Raw genomic sequence first — 16652 nt, 5'->3', positions numbered from 1 at the left:
GTCACAACGGAGGTGATTGTTGATGTCCGTACGGTCCCGGCTGCACATCGCGATGGTGGCACCGCCCTGGTTCGAGGTGCCCCCACGCGCGTACGGCGGCATCGAGGCCGTGCTCAACGACCTGGTACGGGCACTGCTCAAACTCGGGCACCAGGTCACCCTGATCGGCGCGGGGCGACCGGGCACGCCGGCACGCTTCCTGGCCACCTATGCCGAGCCGCCCTCCGGCCGGGTCGGCGAGTCGCTGCCCGAGGTGGTCCACGCCGCCCACGTGGCCCGGATGGTGGAGAAGCTGGACGTGGACGTGGTCCACGACCACTCGCTCGCCGGACCGCTCACCGCGGCCGGCCGCCCGGTGCCGACCGTGGTCACCGTGCACGGGGCGGCGCAGGGCGAGCTCGCCGACTACTACCGGCAGCTCGGCGACGCGGTGGCGCTGGTGTCGATCTCCACCTCGCAGCGCCTGCAGGCGCCGGACCTCAACTGGGTCGGGACCGTGCACAACGCGATCGACGTGACCGCTTTCCCGTTCAAGGAGCGCAAGGAGGACTACACCCTCTTCCTCGGCAGGTTCAGCCCCGACAAGGGGGCTCACCTGGCCATCGACGCCGCCCGGGCCGCGGGCCGCCGCATCCTGCTGGCCGGCAAGCTCACCGAGCCGTCCGAGCACGCGTACTTCGACACCCACATCCGGCCACGTCTCGGCGACGACGCCGTCTACGTCGGCGAGGCCGACGCCGCCGCCAAGCGCAAGCTCCTGGTCAACGCCCGCTGCCTGCTCTTCCCGATCCAGTGGGAGGAGCCGTTCGGCATGGTCATGATCGAGTCCATGGCCTGCGGCACGCCGGTGGTCGCCCTGCGCGGCGGGGCGGTGCCCGAGGTGGTCCAGCCGGGGGTCACCGGCTTCGTGTGCGCGGACCCCGGGGAGCTGCCCGCCGCGATCGAGGCGGCCGGGAACCTGCCCCCCGCCGAGTGCCGCGCCCACGTGATCCGCCATTTCGACGCGGTCAGCATGGCCCGCGGGTACGAGAAGATCTACGAACAGCTGATCGACGACCGGCGCTCCACCCCCGTGGCCGCCTGACCGCTCCCAGAGGTGGTCTGGCCGTGCGGCGGCTGGGAAGGGGGGTGGCATGTGCACTCCCATGAACCAAGCCCTGATCCGTCACTTCTGCGATCTTCGCGACGGCATCCACGGCCAGGCCGTCTCGCGGGAGGACAAGGAGCGCCTGTTCGCCACGGCCACCGAACTGCTGGACCCGGTGGCGCGCAGAGCCCTCGACGAGGTCAACGCCGACCTGCTGCTCGGCACCGGTGACGTGGTGTCGAGCGGGGTCACCCGCTCCCGCGAGGGCGGGCTCAACGCGATGTGGTCGCTGACGTGGCCGGAGCAGCGCGCCAGCCACGTCCAGCCGATCGCCGTCGTGGCCCATTACGGATGCGACTTCCACCACCCGCACCTGCGGGGCAACACGGTCGGTGACTGGCCGATGAACGTCTTCGACACGGCGGACGCGGAAGCGCAGCTCGACACGTTGCGCGTGATCGCCGCCGGCGACGCCCACAACCTGGTCTTCCAGGAGAGCTACCAGCTCATGCCCGCCATCACAGCCCAGCTCTCGTGACACCCGCGCCCACGGGACGGGGTCCGGCCGCCGCCTCGGACGGCGCGACGGCGTACCGGCCTCCGTGCGCCACCGAACAGACGCCTCTTCCAAGCACTCGTAGCCGCCTTTCATGAGGCGGCGTTTCTGGCGCCGGTGCTGCCGAAGGGCGTGCGGCGGGACGCCGAGCGGGCCCCGCCGTACAGGACAATGATCTTTATGCCTCGGTGAAGCCGCGCGCGCGTCCGCCGGCGGATTCGCGCACGGCGGCGGCGACCGCGGCCGCCACGTCGGGGTGGAACACGCTGGGGATGATGTAGTTGGGACCCAGCTCCTCCGGCGTCACGACGGCGGCGAGGGCGCCGGCGGCGGCCAGCAGCATCTCCTGCGTCACCCCGTCCGCCTGCGCGTCCAGCAGCCCGCGGAAGACGCCGGGGAAGGCCAGCACGTTGTTGATCTGGTTGGGGTAGTCGGAGCGCCCCGTGGCCACCACGGCCGCGTGCTCGCGGGCGTCGTCGGGCGACACCTCGGGCTCCGGGTTGGCCAGCGCGAACACCACCGCGTCCTTGGCCATCGTGGCGATGTCGTCACCGGTCAGGATGCCCGGCGCGGAGACGCCCACGAACACGTCGGCGTCCTTGACCGCCCCCCGCAGGTCGCCCGAGTAGCCTTCGGCGTTGGTGTGGTCGGCGATCCAGCGCAGCGACTCGTCGAGGTCGTCGCGCCCGCGGTGCACCGCCCCCAGGTAGTCGCACACGACCACGTTGCGCGCGCCGGCCGCCAGCAGCAGCCGCAGCACCGCGTTGCCGGCCGCGCCCGCGCCCGCCATGGTGATCTTGACGTTCTCGATGCTCTTGTTGACCACCCGCAGGGCGTTGGTGAGGGCGGCGAGCACGCAGATCGCCGTGCCGTGCTGGTCGTCGTGGAAGACGGGGATGTCGAGCAGCTCGCGCAGCCGCCGCTCCACCTCGAAGCAGCGCGGCGCGCCGATGTCCTCGAGGTTGATCCCGCCGAACCCGGGCGCGATCACCTGCACCGTGCGGACGATCTCGTCGACGTCCTGCGTGTCGAGGCAGATCGGCCAGGCGTCGATGCCCGCGAACCGCTTGAACAGCGCCGCCTTGCCCTCCATCACCGGCAGCGCGGCCTCGGGGCCGATATTGCCCAGCCCCAGCACGGCCGAGCCGTCGGTGACGACGGCGACCGTGTTGCGCTTGATGGTCAGGCGCCTGGCGTCCTCCTTGTTGCGCGCGATGGCCATCGACACGCGCGCCACGCCCGGCGTGTACGCCATGGAGAGCTCGTCGCGGTTGCGCAGCGGCACCTTCGACTTCATCTCGATCTTGCCGCCGAGGTGCATGAGGAACGTGCGGTCGGACACCTTGTGGATGACGACGCCCTCGACGGCCTCGAGCTGGTCGACGATGGTCTGGGCGTGGTCGGTGTCCCTGGCGGCGCAGGTCACGTCGATGCGGAGCTTCTCATGGCCCGCGTTGCTGACGTCGAGGGCGGTGACGACACCTCCTGCCGACTCTACGGCGTGGGTGAGCTGGCTGACGGCCTTGCCGCCGGCCGGAACCTCGAGACGCACGGTGATGGAGTACGACACACTCGGGACGGTCGCCACGTCAATCGCTCCTTCGGGACTGACCAAGAATGTCCCCCATGATAGGGCTCCCCAGGTCAGTCGAGTGCCTCGGCCGCCGTGACGATCAGATCGACGCATGTCGGAACCGGGATCGTGGTGCTGTCGATCACCAGGTGATATCGGCAGGGGTCAGTCGGATCCACGCGGTAGAAGTGGCGCACGTACGACACCCTGGCGCGGTCGTTGTCCTCGATGATCCTGCGGGCGTCGCGCTCGCTCATCCCTCCGAGCGTGGCCGTCTGCCGGATCCTGCGCTTGACCGGCGCGTCCAGCCGGACGTGCAGCGCGCCCGGATGGTCGGCCAGCACCACGGCCCCCGCCCGGCCGAGGAAGACCCCGCCCTGGTCGCCGGCCATGTCCTTGAGCATGCGTTCGGTACGGCGGACGAACTCCTCGGGCGCGAGCGGCATCGCGCCCGGCACGTACATGTCCACGCCGCCGAAGGTGACCGTGGGCAGCCGCATCGCACCCGAGAGCAGCCTGCCCAGGCCGCGTTCAGCCCGGTCGTCGTGGGCCAGCGCCTCCTCCAGCGTGCAGCCCAGCTCCTGGGCCACGGCGCTGGGGATGGCGCGGTCGACGAAGGGCACACCGAGACGCTCCGCGACGGCCGGGCCGATCTGGCTGCCGGCCGTGCCGTATGTCGCGGATATGGTGACGACCCGCATACACCCAGGTTAGAACAGTGCGCTCGCCAAAGCTCTACGCGCTTTCGCCAAAGACGGATCGTCGGCCGGCAACGCGTCGAACAAGCCGAGCAGGTGCCGCCTGGCCTTGTCGCGCTCGTCGCCCGAGGTGCGCTTGACCACGGCGATGATGCGGGCGAACGCCTCGTCGACCGAGCCGGACAGCATCTCCAGATCGGCGGCGAGCAGGTGCGCGTCGATGTCGTCCGGGGCCTGCAGACGCCGCTGGACGTCCGCGGGGTCGACGCCCTCGGTGCGCTTGATCAGCCTGACGCCGGCGAGGCCCATCTTGGCGTCCTCGTCGCCGGGTGCGCGGGCCAGCAGGCGCTCGTAGGCCGCCGCCGCCGCGTCGAGGTCGCCCTTCTCGATGGCCTGCTCGGCGGCCACGATGTCGGGGTCGACCGGCGGCCCCGCGGGCTCCTCCGGCCCGCCGGGCGCCGTCTGGGGCCGGGCACCGGGGTTGGCCTGGTAGAACTGCTCGACCGCGCCCATCAGCTCGTCGAGCCAGCGGCGCACCTCCTGCTCGGGCAGCACCTGCTGGAAGCCGGTGACGGCCTGCCCCTGGAAGATCGCCAGCACGGTCGGCACGGCCTGCACGCGCAGCGCCTGGGCGATCTGCGGGCTGATGTCGACGTTGACCTTGGCCAGCACGGCCCTGCCGGCGAGCTCGCCGACCACCTTCTCCAGCACCGGGCTGAGCTGGGCGCTGCCCGGCGCCCTCGGCGACCACAGGTCGAGGACCACGGGCACGGTCATCGACCGGTCGATGACGTCGGTCGTGAACGTCTCCTCGGTCACGTCGACGACCGAGGCCGACGAGGCCGCCTGGGGACCCGCCGCCTCCCGCCGGGCCTGCGCCTCAAGGGCCTGCTTGCGCGCGCCCAGGTCAATCGCTCCGTAGAGTGACCCGGGCCTAGAGAAGTCCGCCATGCTCTTCATCTTGCCGCATCGTCGAGGCGACGAGTCACCCGCCGCCCTCCTGGAAGTCGCCCGCCGCCACCCTGAGGGTGCGCAGGTGGGCGAACATCTGGTGGAGTTCGTCCTCGGCGTACATCGTCAGGCCGAACTCGGCCTCCATCAGGTCGCGGGTGGCCCGCTCCACGACGTCCCTGCCGGCCTTGGTGATCTCGGCGAGCACACCGCGCCCGTCGCGCGGGTTGGGCAGCCGGATGACCAGACCGGACTTCTCCAGCCTGTCCACCGTGTTCGTGACGCTCGTGGGATGGACCATCAGCCGTTCGCCGATCTTCGACAGCGGGAGCGCGCCGGTCTTGCTGAAGGTCAGCAGGACGAGGGCCTCGTACCGGGCGAACGTCAGGTCGTACGGCTTGAGGAGCGCGTCGAGCTGCGACAGCAGGATCTGGTGCGCTCGCATGATCGAGGTCACCGCGGCCATGGCGGCGGAGGGCCCGAAGTGGGCACGCCAGCTCTCCGCGGCGCGGTCGATGGGGTCGAACGGCAGGTTGAGCGGCTTGGGCTGCGACACAGCGCATACGCTAGCGCGCCGGTCATCCCGGTTCGTCCGGTGACCTGGAGCGACAGGCATCCCCGCTTGACCAAGAATACGGACGTCAATCATCACGCTCAGTTATGGTTCTCGTACGCATGGTGACGCGGAAGCCAAGTCCATCGGCCTGTGGGGACGGGCCGGACTGACCGATTTCCGTCTTGCCGAGGGGCACGGGGGGTGCTTGATGAACGTCAACGGGGAAAAGGGTGCGTGAGCACGCGGGCGTTTCACGAGAGGAGCTGAAACACAGCGCGGCCGTCACGGTGGCCGTGCTCATGGCTCTCGGCCTGGTGGCGGCGTGGAACGTCCTGATACCCGGCGTGGACGCGTGGGAGAACATCGTGGCCGCGGTCATCGGCTCGCTGCGGATGACCGGGCCCGTGGCCGCGGCCTTCGCGGCCTGGGTGGCGCTGCGCAAGCGCAGGGCGTTGCGCGGGCGGTCGCTCACGACGTGGCGGGCGCTGAAGGCGCCGCTGGCGATCGTGGTGGTCGTGATGGGGTCGTTCGGGGCGACGGTGCTGGTGCTGGCGGTCAAGACGGTCCTCACCGACCAGGCGGGACGCCTGAGCCTGTCCGGTCTCGGGATGGGCATGGCGGGGCTGGCCCTGTACTCGGTGATCGGGTGGGTGGCGGGGTGGGTGCTGCCCAGGGCGTACACGCCGCCCCTGGCCGGGCTCGCCTGTTACGGATTGTTCTCGTGGCTGGCCGAGGAGCGCGGCTGGGCCGACAAGCTGGCGCCCGGCACCGGGGAGCCGTACGACCTGTTCCAGGGGTTGAGCGGGGCGCCGTTCTTCGACCAGACCATCTGGCTGCTCGGCCTCACGGCGGCGCTGCTGCTCGGCTGGGCGGCGCTGGTGACCAGGCAGGCGCTGGTGCTGGCGTGCGCGCTGCTGTCCGTGCTGGCGGCCGGGACGGGCGTGGCCCGGATGCTGGCCGAGCCGAAGCCGGCCGCGGCCGTGGACATCGCGTACAGCTGCCAGGACTGGCCGATCACGGTGTGTGTCCATCCGGGGATGCGGGCGGGGCTGACGGAGCTGGGCGCGACGTTCACGCAGATCGCCTCGCGGCTGGCGGGGACGCCCGCGGCGTTCACGCGGGTGGAGCAGCGGCCGCTGGAGGAGGAGCTGAAGCCGTCGAACGGGCTGGCGCCCATCCACGTGCCCGACCTCTCCGCGGGGTTCGCCGAGGAGGCCGCGTACGAGTACATCGAGTCCCTGGCCGCCCGCTGCCCGGGCACGGTGGCGGACGGCTACCGGGAGATCGTGATGGCGTGGCTGCGCGGCGAGCCGCTGCCCGGGGGCCCGCTGCCCGAGCACCAGTACGCGGCCTCCTGGTTCTCGTGGCTGAGCGAGCACCAGCGGAGGGAGTGGCTGCGGATGTTCTACAGCGACTTCCAGAACTGCGGGCTGTCGAGCACGCACTTCGGCGGAGGCCCGGCGCGGGCGCAGCTGGCGCCGTCGTCGGCCCGCCCGTCGCCGGAGTCGAGCCACGTGTATCCGGTGTACCCGGAGACCGAGGGCACGCCGAACTCGGCCCCCAGCACGTCCATGGCCGGCTTGGGATCCCCTACCGACTGACGGCCGGATTGGAAGATGTCACCTGACGGCTGGGAATGGTGATCGCCAGACGGGTAGTCATGCTCGCATGACGACTTCCCGTACGTCGCCGCCCGGGGTCACCTCCGAGCGGCGCCGCAGGTGGCGATATGTGGCGGGGCTCCTCGTCCTGGCGGTTCTGCTCGTCGTGGGCGGCCGCCTGGCCTGGACCTGGCTCAACCCGCTCGGCGAGCGGACCGTCGACCGCAGCCAGCCGGTGCTCCTGCAGTCGATCAAGGACCTGAGCCGTTTCGAGGCCGCGACCGGGAACTTCCAGGTCGTCGTGGACCTGGAGAAGGACGCCAACTTCCTGCCCGACGCGGTCAAGGGCACCCGCACGCTGTTCGTCGGGGCGGGCGGGGTGGACGCGTACGTGGACTTCTCCGGCCTGGCCACCGACGCGGTGACGGTCTCCGAGGACCGCACCCAGGCGACCGTGCGCCTGCCCCGGGCGCAACTGGAGAAGCCGAACCTGGACAACAGCCGGTCGTACGTGTACGCGCAGCAGCGCGGCCTGTTCGACCGGGTGCAGGACTTCCTGTCCGGATCGCCGAGTGATCAGCGGGAGCTGTACCTGCTGGCGGAGAAGAAGATCACCGAGGCGGCGGTGGCGAGCGACCTGCGGGCCCGCGCGGACGCCAACACCAAGGCGATGATGACGGGCCTGCTGAAGTCGCTCGGCTTCACCAAGGTCACGGTGAAGTACACGGACGAGCCCTAGCTCCCTACGGGTGCCTTAGTGCCCCTTGTGCACCCTCCTAAGTACCTCCCTATCTGCTCTTACGCCCCTAGATAAGGCATCCGCCCGATGTGGCGGGGAGGGCCTTAGGAGGAGTCTTAAGAGTGCAGGGAAGAAGAAGCACGAAACACAAGGGGACTCGGATGAACGCCGAACTCGAATACTCCGTCATGCAGTACCACGCCTCCGAACTCCGGCGGGCGGCCGCCGAGGAGCGGCGCGCGAGAGAGGCCAGCAGGGGCGCGCGGTCCGAGCGTCGCCACCGCTCGATCCTCGCCAAGTTCCTCTCCTCATGACCGCCCACAAGCAGCCCGGCCGCACCCTCCCTCGCGGCCGGGCTGAACAGCCCCCGTAAGGGGGGCGGCGTCACGGGTTCATGACGCGAGCGTCGCGATGCCCCGGTCCCTTCCTGGTGGGACCGGGGCATCGCGCTGTCCAAGGGCCTCCAGCTGCCGCACGACGCTGTCGAGGGGCGCGGAGGCGTCGATCTCATACGTCGCCGTGGCCCGCAACAGCGGCTCCACGAGGGCCAGGTCGCGAAGGACTGCCTCGCGGTGTCCGTCGAGCAGGGCGGTCATCGCGTCCTCGCGCCACACCCAGTCCGGCGACCCGTCGGGCGCCGTCACCCAGTGGCTCCATTCGTCGGTGTCGGTGTCGACGGTCCTGTGGCCGCGCGCGGCCAGGACCCTGAGCGTGGTCGACTTGCCCGTGCCCGACATCCCCGTAGCCAGGACCTTCGCCATGCGGCGAGACTAACCGGCCGGCACGGTGATGACGGCCTTGCCGCGCACCTGGCCGCGCAGCAGGAGACGGATGGCGTCAGGGGCCTCGCCCAGCGGGAACGTCCTGTCGATGACGGGCGTGAACGTGCCGGAGCCGGCCAGCTCCGCCAACTGCCGCAAGTCCGACTCCCGGGGGAAGGCGAAGACCACGCGGAGCCGCCGGCGGGCGAACGGCGCCAGCAGGGCGGTACGAAGCTGGCGGTCCAGCCCCGACAGCCATCGCCCGCCGCCTTCGCCGCCGACGATGACCAGCGTCCCCCGAGGGGTCAGGGCGCGACGGAGACGGTACAGCGGGCGGTTTCCCGCCGTGTCGACGATGAGGTCGTAACGGCGCGTCCCGTCGGCGAAGTCCTCGCGCGTGTAGTCGACGACCTCGGCGGCGCCGATCGACCGTACGAGGTCCGCCTTCGCCGCGCTGCACACCCCGGTGACCTCCGCGCCGAACGCCCTGGCCAGCTGCACCGCGTACGTCCCCACTCCCCCGCCGGCCCCGACGACCAGCACCTGCTGCCCCGCCCGCACCCGCCCCTTGTCGCGCAGTGCCTGGAGGGCGGTGATGGCCGAGGTCGGGATGGCCGCCGCCTGCTCGAAGGTGAGGTTTTCTGGGAGCGGCATGAGCCGGTCCTCGCGGGCGCACGCGTACTCGGCGAAAGCGCCGCCGCCACACGTGCCGAAGACGCGGTCGCCCGGCCGGAACCGGGTCACGTCCGCCCCCACCGATTCGACCGTGCCCGCGACGTCCGTGCCGAGCCCCTTGGTCTTGGGGGCGCGGAGCCCGATGGCCGGGCGCATCACGTACGGCACGCCCTCCATGAGATGCCAGACGCCCATGTCGAGGCCCGCCGCGTGCACGCGTAACAGGACGTCGCGCGGGCCGGGGACCGGGGGCGCGGTGTCCACATATTTCAGGACGTCGGCGGGCCCGTACGTGTCGTGAACGATGGCTTTCATGACGCTTCTCCGTCCGGATACTGGAACACGTCATCGAGCGGGACCCCGAACACCCGCGCGATCTGGAACGCCATCTCGAGCGACGGCGAGTAGCGGCCCTGCTCGATGGCGATGACGGTCTGGCGCGTCACCCCGACTCTCTCCGCCAGCTCCGCCTGCGTCATCTCACCGTGGGCGAACCGCAGGGCCCGGATCGAGTTGGTGACCTTGGTGGGCTTCACCATGACGGCAGGCCCCGGCGGTAGGCGACGATCTTCAGCACGGATCCCAGGACGCTCGACAGGACGAAGGCCAGATAGATCACGTTCGCGATCCAGAAGTGGTCCACCTCGGCCATCGCCATCCCCAGCGCCGCGACGCCGCCCAGCACGAGGCACCACTGTCCGGTGTACTCGCCGTACCGATGGATCTCTCTGTCGCGCTGGTCCTTCTTGCCGATGTCCTTGGGGGAGGCCATCGAGACCGCGATGTTCAGCACGATCGTCGCCACAATCGCGCTCCCGACGCTCCACAGCAGCGTGGCCGCGTACGGCGCCTCGGCGAGGGGGACGCCCCGGGCCCTGCCCAGGATGATCGCGATGTAGGTGCCGTACGCGCAGGCCGAGACCACCGCCATGATCCACGCGCGTTTCTCTTCGGGTGCCATGCCTCGAATGTAAAACAACTCCGACTTGATGTCTAGAATTCTTTACATCACACGGCCGCAGAAAGGGCGGCCGGATGACCCGACCGCCCTACCGGCTCCTATCGCTACCGCTTGGGGACGGTGATGAGCAGGGCGTCGCCCTGGCCACCGCCGCCACACAGGCCCGCAGCGCCGAGACCGCCGCCCCTCCGCCTCAGCTCGTACGCCAGCGTCAGCACGATCCGCGCGCCCGACGCCCCGATCGGGTGGCCCAGGGCTATGCCGCCCCCGTTGACGTTCACCTTGTCGAGGGGGACGCCCAGCTCCTTGACGGACTGCAGGACGACGCTGGCGAAAGCCTCGTTGATCTCCACCAGGTCCAGGTCGCCGGCCGTCACGCCCTGCTTGGCCATCGCCTGCTTGATGGCGTTGGCCGGCTGGGACTGCAGGGAGGCGTCGGGGCCCGCCACGTTGCCGTGCCTGCCGATCTCGGCCAGCCACTCCAGGCCCAGCTCTTCCGCCTTGGACTTCGACATGACCACCACGGCGCACGCCCCGTCCGAGATCTGCGAGGCCGAGCCCGCCGTGATGGTGCCGTCCGCCGCGAAGGCCGGGCGGAGCCTGGCGAGGGTCTCCGGGGTCGTGTCGCCGCGTACGCCCTCGTCCTCGCGGACGATCAGCGGCTCGCCGCGGCGCTGCGGGATCTCCACGGGGACGATCTCGTCCTCGAAGACGCCGTTCTTGATGGCGGCGGCGGCCAGCTGGTGGGAACGGGCCGACAGGGCGTCCTGCTCCTCGCGGCCGATGCCGAGCCGGGCGTTGTGACGCTCCGTCGACTCGCCCATCGCGCACTGGTCGAACGCGCAGAACAGGCCGTCGTGAGCCATCGAGTCCACGACGTCCGAGCCGCCGTACTTGACGCCCTTGCGCAGGCCGGGCAGGAGGTGGGGGGCGTTGGTCATCGACTCCATGCCGCCGGCCACCACGATGTCGAACTCGCCCGCGCGGATGAGCTGGTCGGCCAGCGCGATGGCGTCGAGGCCCGACAGGCAGACCTTGTTGACGGTGATGGAGGGGACGGTCATCGGGATGCCCGCCTTGACGGCGGCCTGGCGCGAGGGGATCTGCCCCGCGCCGGCCTGGAGGACCTGGCCCATGATGACGTACTCGACCGCTTCCGGCGCCACTCCGGCGCGCTCCAGCGCCGCCTTGATGGCGATGCCCCCGAGCTCCACCGCCGGCAGCCCGGACAGGGATCCCAGGAGTTTGCCGATGGGGGTGCGAGCTCCGGCCACGATGACGGAACTGGACATGACAACGGCCTCCTACGCTCACGTCGGGTTCTTTGACACCATACCCACGAGTAGGCGGACGCCGGCTATGGAGGTGAACCACACATGTTCATGCGGATCGACCACATCGGGATCGCGTGCAGGAACCTCGAAGAGAAGATCGCGTTCTTCTCGGAGACGTTCGAGCTGACCGTCGTGGCACGGGAGGTGAACGAGGAGCAAGGCGTCAAAGAGGCCATGCTGCACATCGCCGACGGCGAAGGCGGGGGCTCCTACATCCAGCTTCTGGAGCCTCTCTCGGACGACTCCCCCGTGGGGAAATTCCTCGCCAAGCGGGGGGAGGGCGTCCACCACGTGGCATTCGGCGTGGCCGATGTACACGACGCCATGGCTAAGATCAACGAGAAGGGTGTGAGGCTGCTGGACGAGCGTCCCCGGCACGGGTCGATGGGCTCGCAGATCGCGTTCCTGCACCCCAAGGACGTGGGGGGAATGCTGACAGAGTTGGTCCAGGCGGCCGAGCACTAGAAATGGGACAAAAAGCGCATATGTAACTAGTCACGCAGAAAGTTGGACGGGGCTTCGCAGGCGGCACCAGCGGAGTACGCTTGACCTTCCACCGGACATGGAGCCTGCCGCGAGGCACAGGCTCCTGGATCGGATGCCCCGAACCCCCCGTCCGGCCCGTGTAGCCGTCTCGACAACCCAGGATCGAGCCTCCATGCAGTCCGACATCGACGCCCAGCTCAACAACTTCTTCGAAGACGCCCCAGCACGCGAGTTCGACGTGGTGCTCCGTGGTTACGACCGGCATCAGGTCCACGATCACCTGAAGCAGCTCGACGGAGAGCTTCGCCAGGCCCGCGAGCAGGTCACGAGCCTGCAGCGCGATCTGTCCGACTCCCAGCGCCAGCTGCAGGAGCAGGAGCGCCCGACCTACTCCGGCCTCGGCGCCCGCATCGAGCAGCTGCTCCGCCTGGCCGAGGAGCAGGCCACCGAGCTCGTGCAGGCCGCCAGGTCCGAGGCCAACGAGATCAAGGCCGCCGCCAAGGTCGAGGCCGCCGACCTGCGCGCCGCCGCCGAGGCGGAGGCCGCCGAGAAGCGCGCCCAGGCCACTCGCGAGAGCGACGAGATGCGCTCCGCCGCCGAGCGGGACGCCGATGAGATCCGCTCCACCGCGCGCCGCGAGGCCGACGAGCTGACCAACACCACCGAGCGCGAGGTCGCCAAGCTGCGGGCCACGGCCGACCACGAGGTGGCGGAGAAGCGGGCCGACGCCGAGCGCGAGATCGCCAAGCTCCGCACCACCACCGAGCGCGAGGTCGCCCAGCTGCGCGCCTCGACCAAGCGCGAGCGCGACGAGGTGCTCACCACCGCCAAGCGGCAGGCCGACGAGATGCGCGCGCAGGCCCAGCGGGTGCTGGAGGAGTCCGAGGCCAAGCGGGCGCAGGACGAGGCCGAGTTCGAGATCCAGCTCGCCTCCCGCCGCGAGGAGGCCGAGCGCCAGGAGGCCGAGCGCCACGCCACGGCGCAGGCCGCCACGCAGAAGCTGGTCGCCGAGGCCGAGCAGCGGGCCGCCACCGCCGAGTCGCGGGCCACCAAGGCCACCCAGCAGGCTGAGCAGACCCGCCGCGAGGCCGACCTGCACGCCAAGCAGCTCGTCGCGAACGCGCGCAAGAGCGCCGAGACCATCGTGACCGAGGCCAAGTCGAGCGCCGAGACGATCGTCACCGAGGCCAAGACCGAGGCCGAGCGCACCCGCACGGCGATGCAGCGCCAGGTCGACGAGCTCACCCGCCAGCGCGACAGCATCACCAGCCACCTGGCCCAGCTGCGCCAGCTGCTCGGTGGCGCCGCCCTGCCGGGCATGGAGCCGGAGCCCGCGGTCACGGCCGCCCCGCCGAAGCCCGCGCTCGCCGCGCCCTCCGTCGTCGAGGCCCCGGCGCCCGCCCCCAAGGTGGAGACCAAGTCCGAGGACGACGCCGAATGGTGGCAGGAGTAGCGGCCGGGTCTGACCACGGGGCTGCACACGGGGACTGAACAGCAGGTAAGAGAGAGCCTGGCGACCTGATGGTCGCTAGGCTCTCTCTTTGCATCAGCTTGTACGAGGTTTGCCGTCGGCCTTCCCTGGGAGTCACCTTGTCCGCGGACACCGAGCCCACCACCGAGCCCGAGTCCACTGCCGGACCCACCGCCGGATCCACCGCCGGATCCACCGCCGGACCCACCGCCGGATCCACCGCCGCCGCGGAGCGTCCGAAGGCCGCGGAGAGCCGGGCTCAGGAGGGCGACGACGCCGCGCAGCCGTACGGACTGCCCGGGAAGCCGCTCGCCCGGGGTCCCTTCCTGTTCGGGCTGGTCGGCGGGCTCGGGGTGCTGACGGCGATCGCGATCGCCCAGATGGTCGTCCAGTCGCTGAGCACGATCATCCTGGTCGTGGTCGCGATGTTCCTCGCCGTCGGCCTGAACCCGGCCGTCGAGTCCCTGCAGCGGCGCGGCCTGGCCAGGCGGGGCGCGATCTCGATCGTGTTCGCCGGGGTCATCGTGGCGTTCGCGCTGTTCGGCCTGGCCGTGGTGCCGCCGGTGAGCCAGCAGCTGTCGGAGTTCGTCGCGGCGGTGCCCGGCTACGTCGCCGAGCTCGGCAAGAACCCCACGTTGCACCAGCTCGACGCGGACTACCAGATACTGGCGCAGCTCAAGACGTTCGTGACGACCACGCTGGGGCCCTCGCTCGCCACCGGGATCATGGGCGCGGGGCTCGTGGTGCTGAACGGCGTGTACACCACGGTGACGCTGCTGGTGCTCATGCTCTACTTCCTCGGCTCCCTGAACACGATCAAGGGTTACCTGCTCAAGCTCGTGCCGGCCTCCCGCAGGGAGCGGACGCGGGCGATCAGCGAGGAGATCCTCACCGGCATCGGCGGGTACGTCGCGGGCAACGTGCTGATCTCGGTCATCGCGGGCGTCCTGGCCTGGATCTTCCTGTCCGTCGCAGGCGTCCAGTACGCGCTCGCGCTCGCCCTCGTCGTGGCGCTGACGGACCTGATCCCGCTGGTGGGCGCCACGCTCGGCGCGGTGCTCGTGACCGGCGTCGCGTTCCTGCAGTCGGTGCCCGCCGGCATCGCCTGTGCGATCTTCTTCCTGGTCTACCAGCAGGTCGAGAACTACTTCATCTACCCGAGGGTGATGAAGCGCTCGGTGGACGTGACGCCGGCCGTGACGGTGATCGCCGCGCTGTTCGGCGGCGCGCTGCTGGGCATCGTCGGCGCGCTGCTGGCCATCCCGGTGGCCGCGGCGATCTCGCTGATCATCCGCGAGGTCGTGGTGCCGCGCCAGGATCGCGTCTGAGGCCCCTCGGGAAAAGGGGCGTCGTCCCGCACCCGCCGTACCCGAACGAGCCGCCACACTCCGGCTGAGGTCCCTGGAGGAGCACGCTCGCCGGGTGGGTGGTCAGGGGCGGGAGCCGCCGAGGTCGGTGTCGAGGAACTCGGTCACCGCCGCGTTGAACGCCTCGGGCTGCTCGACGGCGCTCAGATGGCCGGCCTTCGGGATGATCTCCAGCCGCCCGTCGGGCACGGCCCGCACCATCGCCTCGGCCTCGGCGGGCGGCGCCAGCTCGTCCTCCTCCCCCACGACGGCGAGCAGCGGCACCTTCAGCGTGCTCAGCGTGTCGAAGGAGTCAGGCCGGGCGGCCATGGCCCGCTGCGCCCAGGCGACGGCGCCCGGCGGCGCGGACTGCACCAGCCCCTTGACCCGCCCGAACACCATGGCCCGCCGCTCCTTGGTCGTCGGCCCGATGAGCCCGGGAAGCACCTCGCTGACCAGCACGTCGCTGCCGTCGGCGAGCACGGCCTGGGCGATGCGTTCCCTGTTGTCCCGCGCCGCGGGCGGGTCGGCGCCGGCCTTGGTGTCGGCCAGGATCACACCGAGCACCCGGTCGGCGTGGCGGCGGCAGAACGCCATGGTCACGTAGCCGCCCATGGACAGCCCGCCGACCACCGCCCTGTCGATGCCCTCGTCGTCGAGCAGCCTGGCGACGTCGTCGGCCATCAGGTCGACGGAGGGCTCATCGTCGCCCAGCCGTGACCCGCCGAAGCCGCGCAGGTCTGGTGTGATGACCCGGCACGCCTTGGCCAGCCCTTCCCGCTGGGCCAGCCACATGGCCGACGACAGCGGGAACGCGTGAAGCAGCACAACCGGGAGCCCGGTCCCGGACGATCTCGTGTAGAGCTGCACGGACCACACGGTAACCCGGTTCAGGGCGCCAAGCACTCAATGTCGCATGCCGATATCACCCATAACGCTGACCGCTTCCGTAAAAACAGTCATAAAGACCTATATGGCGGTGGCGCCGCCGTCCACGAACAGCACCTGACCCGTCATGTACGCCGAAGCCGGACTGGCCAGGAAGACGGCCGGCTGAGCCATCTCCTCCACCGTCCCCCAGCGCCGCATGGGCACACCGGCGACCGTGGCGGCCCCGGCGCTCTCGTCCTCCCAGAGGTTGCGGTTGAGGTCGGTGGCCGTCCACCCAGGGCACAGGGCGTTGACCCGGACCCCTGTCTGGGCCCACTCCACGGCCAGCGTCTTCGTCAACGCCACCAGCCCGGCCTTGGCGGCGGCGTAGGGCGCCAGGAAGGGCGCGCCGAGCGCCGCCACGGAGGCCACGTTGATGACCGTGCCCTCGCCCCGCGCCAGCAGGTGGGGGGCGACCGTGTGGCAGACGATCATGGCCGAGTCGAGGTTGAGGCGCATGAGCTTGTCCCATCCCGACAGCCGCAGGTCCTTGAACTCGACCAGGAAGTTGGAGCCGCCCGCGTTGTTGACCACGATGTCGAGGTGCCCGAGCCCGTCGATCGCCGCCGCCACGGCCCCGGTGGCGGCGTCGCGGTCGGTGAGGTCGGCGGGGATGACGACCGCGCGCCTGCCGCGCGCCTCGACCTCCTTGGCCACTTCCGCCAGGGCCTCGGCCGACCGGGACACGAGCGCCACGTCGGCCCCCGCCTCGGCGTACGCGAGCGCGATGGCCCGCCCGATCCCCTTCGACGCCCCCGTGACCAGAGCGTTCTTACCGGTGAGAGCAAACGCGTCCACAGTGCCTCCTCGCTCGAAACCGAACAAGATTCTACGGATTGCGCGACGCCAGTGCGAGGGCGGCCCTTATGACCGCAAACGCCACCGGCGCGGGGCCACGAAGGCCCCCCGCCCACAGGAGGGGGGCTG

19 protein-coding genes are annotated in these 16652 nt (G+C 70.6%); 8 read left to right on the top strand and 11 right to left on the bottom strand.

Features of this window, described 5'->3' with window-relative positions; all coding sequences use genetic code 11:
* Window positions 1-22 precede the first annotated feature (22 nt).
* Entirely contained in the window at window positions 23-1084 is a 1062-nt protein-coding gene (locus AB0H84_RS47355) for a glycosyltransferase family 4 protein (protein WP_357619919.1), read from the top strand.
* 49 nt (window positions 1085-1133) lie between these two features.
* A complete protein-coding gene (locus tag AB0H84_RS47350) occupies window positions 1134-1625 on the top strand; it encodes a hypothetical protein (RefSeq protein WP_357619917.1) in 492 nt (163 codons plus the stop codon).
* Window positions 1626-1821: 196 nt separating this feature from the next.
* On the opposite strand, the gene AB0H84_RS47345 is transcribed toward AB0H84_RS47350, so the two are convergent.
* Genes AB0H84_RS47345 through AB0H84_RS47330 form a run of 4 tightly spaced genes read right to left on the bottom strand, consistent with a single transcriptional unit; the run spans window position 1822 to window position 5421 of the window.
* Window positions 1822-3231 carry an NAD-dependent malic enzyme gene (locus AB0H84_RS47345; RefSeq protein ID WP_357619915.1) on the bottom strand — a complete coding sequence of 470 codons (1410 nt, stop codon included), beginning with the start codon at window positions 3229-3231 and terminating at the stop codon, window positions 1822-1824.
* A 56-nt stretch (window positions 3232-3287) separates the two neighbouring features.
* Window positions 3288-3917, bottom strand: coding sequence for a cytidylate kinase-like family protein (locus AB0H84_RS47340; RefSeq protein WP_357619913.1), 630 nt, complete (start codon window positions 3915-3917; stop codon window positions 3288-3290).
* 9 nt (window positions 3918-3926) lie between these two features.
* Window positions 3927-4865 carry a tetratricopeptide repeat protein gene (locus AB0H84_RS47335; RefSeq protein WP_357619911.1) on the bottom strand — a complete coding sequence of 313 codons (939 nt, stop codon included), beginning with the start codon at window positions 4863-4865 and terminating at the stop codon, window positions 3927-3929.
* 34 nt (window positions 4866-4899) lie between these two features.
* Entirely contained in the window at window positions 4900-5421 is a 522-nt protein-coding gene (locus AB0H84_RS47330; RefSeq protein ID WP_357619909.1) for a MarR family transcriptional regulator, read from the bottom strand.
* A 230-nt stretch (window positions 5422-5651) separates the two neighbouring features.
* On the opposite strand from AB0H84_RS47330, the gene AB0H84_RS47325 reads away from it, so the two are divergent.
* The 3 genes from AB0H84_RS47325 (at window position 5652) to AB0H84_RS47315 (ending at window position 8075) form a co-directional block, all read left to right on the top strand.
* Window positions 5652-7022: a hypothetical protein gene (locus AB0H84_RS47325; RefSeq protein WP_357619907.1), complete on the top strand. Its 1371-nt coding sequence runs from the start codon at window positions 5652-5654 to the stop codon at window positions 7020-7022.
* Between the two features lie 67 nt (window positions 7023-7089).
* A complete protein-coding gene (locus AB0H84_RS47320; protein WP_357619905.1) occupies window positions 7090-7761 on the top strand; it encodes a DUF4230 domain-containing protein in 672 nt (223 codons plus the stop codon).
* Window positions 7762-7922: 161 nt separating this feature from the next.
* A complete protein-coding gene (locus tag AB0H84_RS47315; RefSeq protein ID WP_357619903.1) occupies window positions 7923-8075 on the top strand; it encodes a hypothetical protein in 153 nt (50 codons plus the stop codon).
* A gap of 78 nt (window positions 8076-8153) precedes the next feature.
* Here AB0H84_RS47315 and AB0H84_RS47310 read toward each other — a convergent pair whose 3' ends face one another.
* The 5 genes from AB0H84_RS47310 to AB0H84_RS47290 all read right to left on the bottom strand — a co-directional run bounded on the left by AB0H84_RS47310 (window position 8154) and on the right by AB0H84_RS47290 (window position 11450).
* A complete protein-coding gene (locus tag AB0H84_RS47310; protein ID WP_357619902.1) occupies window positions 8154-8522 on the bottom strand; it encodes a hypothetical protein in 369 nt (122 codons plus the stop codon).
* A gap of 9 nt (window positions 8523-8531) precedes the next feature.
* The gene (locus AB0H84_RS47305; protein ID WP_357619900.1) at window positions 8532-9512 is read right to left on the bottom strand and encodes an NAD(P)-dependent alcohol dehydrogenase; all 981 of its coding nucleotides are present in this window, start codon (window positions 9510-9512) and stop codon (window positions 8532-8534) included.
* Window positions 9509-9736, bottom strand: coding sequence for a helix-turn-helix transcriptional regulator (locus tag AB0H84_RS47300; RefSeq protein WP_357619898.1), 228 nt, complete (start codon window positions 9734-9736; stop codon window positions 9509-9511). Before AB0H84_RS47300 ends, AB0H84_RS47305 begins: the two co-directional genes overlap by 4 nt.
* Window positions 9730-10158: a hypothetical protein gene (locus tag AB0H84_RS47295; RefSeq protein WP_357619896.1), complete on the bottom strand. Its 429-nt coding sequence runs from the start codon at window positions 10156-10158 to the stop codon at window positions 9730-9732. Before AB0H84_RS47295 ends, AB0H84_RS47300 begins: the two co-directional genes overlap by 7 nt.
* 104 nt (window positions 10159-10262) lie before the next feature.
* Window positions 10263-11450: an acetyl-CoA C-acetyltransferase gene (locus tag AB0H84_RS47290; RefSeq protein ID WP_357619894.1), complete on the bottom strand. Its 1188-nt coding sequence runs from the start codon at window positions 11448-11450 to the stop codon at window positions 10263-10265.
* 84 nt (window positions 11451-11534) lie between these two features.
* Between AB0H84_RS47290 and mce the strand changes: the two genes are divergently transcribed.
* The 3 genes from mce (at window position 11535) to AB0H84_RS47275 (ending at window position 14777) form a co-directional block, all read left to right on the top strand.
* Window positions 11535-11957, top strand: coding sequence for a methylmalonyl-CoA epimerase (mce, locus tag AB0H84_RS47285; RefSeq protein ID WP_357619892.1), 423 nt, complete (start codon window positions 11535-11537; stop codon window positions 11955-11957).
* A 193-nt stretch (window positions 11958-12150) separates the two neighbouring features.
* A complete protein-coding gene (locus AB0H84_RS47280; protein ID WP_357619890.1) occupies window positions 12151-13431 on the top strand; it encodes a DivIVA domain-containing protein in 1281 nt (426 codons plus the stop codon).
* Between the two features lie 137 nt (window positions 13432-13568).
* The gene (locus AB0H84_RS47275; protein ID WP_357619888.1) at window positions 13569-14777 is read left to right on the top strand and encodes an AI-2E family transporter; all 1209 of its coding nucleotides are present in this window, start codon (window positions 13569-13571) and stop codon (window positions 14775-14777) included.
* A gap of 102 nt (window positions 14778-14879) precedes the next feature.
* Here the strand turns inward: AB0H84_RS47275 and AB0H84_RS47270 are convergent, their stop codons facing one another.
* Entirely contained in the window at window positions 14880-15665 is a 786-nt protein-coding gene (locus AB0H84_RS47270; protein ID WP_357619886.1) for an alpha/beta fold hydrolase, read from the bottom strand.
* 99 nt (window positions 15666-15764) lie between these two features.
* A complete protein-coding gene (locus AB0H84_RS47265) occupies window positions 15765-16523 on the bottom strand; it encodes an SDR family NAD(P)-dependent oxidoreductase (RefSeq protein WP_357619884.1) in 759 nt (252 codons plus the stop codon).
* Between the last annotated feature and the right edge of the window lie 129 nt (window positions 16524-16652).

The sequence above is a fragment of the Nonomuraea sp. NPDC050786 genome (genome assembly GCF_040654115.1).
Classification (GTDB): domain Bacteria; phylum Actinomycetota; class Actinomycetes; order Streptosporangiales; family Streptosporangiaceae; genus Nonomuraea.
The sequence above is the reverse complement of the archived record's forward strand: the minus strand, read 5'-3'. Positions and strand labels throughout refer to the sequence as shown.